Here is a 4489-nt window from a genome sequence, read left to right as displayed (position 1 = left end):
CCCGACCTGACGCTCGCGGTGCCCGACCACAACCTGCCGACCACGCCGCGCCGCGACGCCGCCGGCCGCGAGGTGCCGATCGCGGACGAGCAGAGCGCGACGCAGCTGTCCGTGCTGCGCGCGAACGTCGCGGCGTTCGGCGTACCCTATATCGACGCGCTCGCGCCCGAGCAGGGCATCGTCCATATCGTCGGCCCGGAACAGGGCTTCACCCTGCCCGGCACGACACTGGTCTGCGGCGACAGCCACACTTCCGCGCACGGCGCGCTCGGCGCGCTCGCCTTCGGGATCGGCACCAGCGAGGTGGAGCATGTGCTCGCCACGCAGACGCTGCTGCTGCAACGGTCGCGGACGATGGAGGTGCGGGTCGACGGCGCGCTGGGCTTCGGCGTCAGTCCCAAGGACGTCGTGCTGGCGATCATCGGGCGCATCGGCGCGGCGGGCGGCACGGGCCACGTCATCGAATATACCGGCGAGGCGATCCGCGCGATGAGCGTCGAGGGACGGCTGACCGTCGCCAACATGTCGATCGAGGCCGGCGCGCGCGCCGGCCTGGTGGCGCCCGACGAGACGACGATGGCCTATCTGAAGGGCCGGCCCATGGCCCCGACGGGCGACGGATGGGACCGGGCGGTCGCCTGGTGGCGGACGCTGCCGACCGATGCGGCCGCGCGTTACGACCGGGTCGTCAAGCTGGACGCGACCGACATCGCGCCCGCGCTCACCTGGGGCACGAGCCCCGAGGACGTGGTGTCGATCACCGGCCGCGTGCCCGAGCCGGACAGCTTCGCCGATCCCGCCAGGCAGGCGGCGGCGCGCAAGTCGCTCGACTACATGGGCCTCGTGGCCGGCACGCGGATGCAGGACGTCCCCGTGCAGCACGTCTTCATCGGCAGTTGCACCAACAGCCGGATCGAGGACCTGCGCGCCGCCGCCTCCGTCGCGGACGGCCGGCATGTCGCGGACGGGGTCCGCGCGCTGGTGGTGCCGGGGTCCGGCCTCGTGAAGCGGCAGGCGGAGGCGGAGGGGCTGGACCGCATCTTCGTCGATGCCGGCTTCGAATGGCGCGAGCCGGGCTGCTCCATGTGCCTGGCGATGAACCCGGACAAGGTGCCGCCTGGCGAGCGGTGCGCCTCCACGAGCAACCGCAACTTCGTCGGCCGGCAGGGGCCGGGCGCGCGCACCCACCTGCTGAGCCCCGCGATGGCGGCGGCGGCGGCGGTGACGGGGCGGCTCGCCGATGTTCGGGATCTGATGTAAGAAAACGCAAGGGGTGGGTGTCATGAAGCATGTTCTGGCGTTGCTGGTGGCGGGCGCGGTTGTGAGCGGCGTGTGCGCCTATGCGGCGATCGCGCGGCCGGCGCCGGCCGCGACGGAGAGCAAGGCGCACGGATGACCCCCGTCACCCGCGTCGCGGGCGCCGCCTACCCATGGGGAGCGAAGAACGTCGACACCGACGTCATCATCCCCGCGCACTGGCTGAAGACGATCAGCCGCACGGGGCTGGGACGCGGCGCGTTCGAGACGGTGCGCGCCGTTCCGGGCAACATCTTCGACGACCCGCGATACGCCGGCGCGCCGATCGTCGTGGCGGGCAGCAATTTCGGCTGCGGCTCCAGCCGGGAGCACGCCGCCTGGGCGCTGGTCGACATGGGGGTGCGGGCGGTGATCGCGCCGTCCTTCTCCGACATCTTCTCCGGCAACGCGGTGAAGAACAGCATCGTCCCCGTCGTCCTGCCGCAGGAGGCGATCGACCGGCTGCTGGTCGCGGCGGTCGACCAGCCGATCGTCGTCGATCTGGAGACGATGACCGTGACGACGCCGTTCCAAGACCGCTTCGCCTTTACGCTCGATCCGTTCCGCCGCCGGTGCCTGATCGAGGGGCTGGACGAGATCGGGCTGACGTTGGCGCGGGACGTCGCGATCTCGGCCTATGAGGCGGCGACGATCGGCTCCCGCCCGTGGGTCGCGCCGGGACCGCGGGGAGGGGATCGACACGAAGGCGATGCTGTCGCGGGCGCCGGGCGGACCTGAAACACTGGAGGTCGGCGAGCTGCCCGATCCGGTCGCCGGCGCCGGGCAGGTCGTCGTCGCGGTCCGCGCCTGCGCGATCAACTATCCGACGTGCTCGTCATCGACGACCGGTACCAGTCCAGGCCACCACGCCCGTTTGCGCCGGGCGGCGAGATCGCCGGCGTGGTTCAGGCGGTGGGAACGGGCGTGACCGGCGTGTCGCCCGGCGACCGGGTGATCGGCATGGTCGGCCATGGCGACCTCGCCGAGAAGGTGGCGGTCGACGGGGACAGGCTCTACCCGCTGCCGGACGGGCGCGGCTTCACGGAGGGCGCGGCGCTGCTGCTGACCCATGCCACCGCCATCCACGCGCTGAGATCGCGGGCGGCTCGCGGTGGGTCGGTCGCTGCTGGTGCTGGGCGCGCGGGTCGTCGCCGCCGTCTTGTCCGACGACAAGGCGCGCGCGGCGCGCGCGAGGCGGGGGCGGACGACACGCTGGTCTATGGTCGCGCGCCGTTCGACCGCGACGGGTCGATGGCGCTGGCGGATCGCTTCAAGGCGGCGGGCGGCAGGTGCGGCTTCGACGTCATCCTTGATCCGGTCGGCGGCGACCATGCGGAACCGGCGTTGCGGAGCATCGGCTGGGAAGGGCGCTATCTGGTCGTCGGCTTTCCGGCCGGCATCCCGAGGCTCCCGCTGAACCTCGCGCTGCTCAAGGGCTGCGACGTGTGCGGCGTGTGCGGCGTGTTCTGGGGCGCATTCGCCGCGCGCGATCCCGCCGCCACCGTCGCGCATGTCGAGCGGTTCGCACTGTGGGCCGCGGGCCGCATCATGCCGCGCGTCGCGCGCCTGTTCCCGTTCGACCGGGCAGGCGGAGTCGCCGCGCCCGCCTGATTTCGGCCCAACCCCCGGTTCGAAGCCGGCCCGAACCCGGTCCGCGACGCCGCTTCCTTGCGCGCCGCCGCCGCACGCCTTAATTACGAGGCGAGACGGAACGGGAAGCGCCATGACCATTTTCGACGATCGCGAGCGCGCCTTCGAGAACCAGTATGCGCGTGACGAGGAGATGGCGTTCCGGGTCACCGCGCGGCGCAACCGCCTGGTCGGTCATTGGGCGGCGCTGCAGATGCGGCTGACGCCCGAGGAGACCGACAGCTATTGCAAGTCGGTCGTGCAGGCCGAGTTCGAGGAGTCGGGCGACGAGGATGTGGTCCGCAAGGTGCTGGGCGACCTGATGGCCGCCGGTGTCGCGATCGACGAGGGCACCGTGCGCCGCGCGCTCGACGACCAGATGGTCGAGGCGCGCCGCCAGCTGATCGAGGCGCGCTGAACCCGTGCCGATGGCCGCCGACCAGATCGAGGCGCTGATCCGCGCCGGCATCCCCGATGCGACCGTGCAGATGACCGACCTTGCCGGCGACGGCGATCACTGGGCGGCGCGCGTCGTCGCCGAGAGTTTCCGCGGGGCGTCGCGGGTCGAGCGCACGCGCCGCGTCTACCAGGCGCTGGGCACGCGCATGGGCGGCGAGCTCCACGCGCTCCAGCTTACCACCGCAATCCCGGAGTAACGACCATGACCGACCTCACTACCCCCGTTTCGATCCCGACCCCCGATCCGAGCGGCGATCAGGGCCGCATCGCCGGCATGGTGGCCAAGAGCCCCGTACTGCTGTTCATGAAGGGCACGCCGCTGTTCCCGCAATGCGGCTTCTCCAGCCGGGCGGTGGCGATACTGGAGCATCTGAATGTCGAGTTCGACTCGGTCGATGTGTTGCAGGACCAGGGCGTGCGCGCCGGCATCAAGGCGTTTTCCGACTGGCCGACCATCCCGCAGCTGTACGTCCATGGCGAGTTCGTCGGCGGGTCGGACATCATGATGGAGATGTACGAGAGCGGCGAGCTGGCCGCGCTGTTCCAGGACGACGCCGCCAGAAGCTGACGCGGGCGGTCGATGCTGGGAGGCGCCGGGTTGGGCGGACCCGTCGGTCTCGACAGGTCCGCCCGGCTGAAGCGTCGGGACGCTCGGCACACGATCCACTCAGCAGGCTGCGTGCCAGATCGCCCGATCGGGGGATCTGCGCGATTGTCAGGGTTAACGCCGCGACCCCGGGCGCGGATGTGTAAGCCGGTCCGACGCATCCGGGCGCGGGCGGTGCCCGTTCCTCCCGCGACCGCAGGCCCGCCGCTCGGCCGGGGCTTGCCTCCGCCCGTCCGGGCCGGCATCTGGCGGCGATGGCCGAGCTTCCGACCGGTATCGCGATGCGGCTCGACCCGCTCGTCGTGCGCGTGCTCGCGCCCAACCCGTCGCCCTATACCTTCACCGGCACGCAGACGCACATCGTCGGCACGCGCGACTTGGCGGTGATCGATCCGGGTCCCGACGACCCCGCGCATCTCGCCGCCCTGGCCGCCGTCATCGCCGGACGGCCGGTCCGCGCGATCGTCGTGACGCACCACCACCGCGACCATTCGCCCG

At 71.8% G+C, this 4489-nt stretch carries 6 protein-coding genes and 1 pseudogene; all 7 read left to right on the top strand.

Annotation, left to right across the window (positions count from 1 at the left end):
* Positions 1–1260, top strand: a 1260-nt coding sequence (leuC, locus tag HUV01_RS12515) for a 3-isopropylmalate dehydratase large subunit (RefSeq protein WP_174298569.1), incomplete at its 5' end; no start/stop codon positions are given.
* 132 nt (positions 1261–1392) lie between these two features.
* Positions 1393–2034 (top strand): 3-isopropylmalate dehydratase small subunit, encoded by a 642-nt coding sequence (gene leuD / locus HUV01_RS12510; protein WP_174298568.1) that lies wholly within the window; start codon positions 1393–1395, stop codon positions 2032–2034.
* Positions 2006–2907: pseudogene (locus tag HUV01_RS12505) on the top strand (NADPH:quinone oxidoreductase family protein). Before leuD ends, HUV01_RS12505 begins: the two are co-directional and overlap by 29 nt.
* 112 nt (positions 2908–3019) lie before the next feature.
* Positions 3020–3343, top strand: a complete 324-nt coding sequence (locus HUV01_RS12500; RefSeq protein ID WP_174298567.1) for a DUF1476 domain-containing protein — start codon at positions 3020–3022, stop codon at positions 3341–3343.
* Between the two features lie 4 nt (positions 3344–3347).
* Positions 3348–3581: a BolA/IbaG family iron-sulfur metabolism protein gene (locus HUV01_RS12495; RefSeq protein ID WP_174298566.1), complete on the top strand. Its 234-nt coding sequence runs from the start codon at positions 3348–3350 to the stop codon at positions 3579–3581.
* Between the two features lie 77 nt (positions 3582–3658).
* Complete coding sequence (gene grxD, locus HUV01_RS12490; RefSeq protein ID WP_254606618.1) at positions 3659–3952, top strand: Grx4 family monothiol glutaredoxin; 294 nt, start codon at positions 3659–3661, stop codon at positions 3950–3952.
* A gap of 293 nt (positions 3953–4245) precedes the next feature.
* Positions 4246–4489: MBL fold metallo-hydrolase (locus HUV01_RS12485; protein WP_174298564.1), on the top strand; the 244-nt coding region annotated here is incomplete at its 3' end.

The sequence above is a fragment of the Sphingomonas bacterium genome, from assembly GCF_903643035.1.
Lineage (GTDB): Bacteria > Pseudomonadota > Alphaproteobacteria > Sphingomonadales > Sphingomonadaceae > Sphingomonas.
This window is presented reverse-complemented; position numbering and strand designations above follow the sequence as displayed.

Excerpts from the sequence above, each read along its gene's own strand:
- leuD (WP_174298568.1), top strand. The coding sequence starts at position 1,393 with ATGACCCCCGTCACCCGCGTCGCGGGCGCCGCCTACCCATGGGGAGCG.
- HUV01_RS12500 (WP_174298567.1), top strand. The coding sequence starts at position 3,020 with ATGACCATTTTCGACGATCGCGAGCGCGCCTTCGAGAACCAGTATGCG.
- grxD (WP_254606618.1), top strand. The coding sequence starts at position 3,659 with ATGGTGGCCAAGAGCCCCGTACTGCTGTTCATGAAGGGCACGCCGCTG.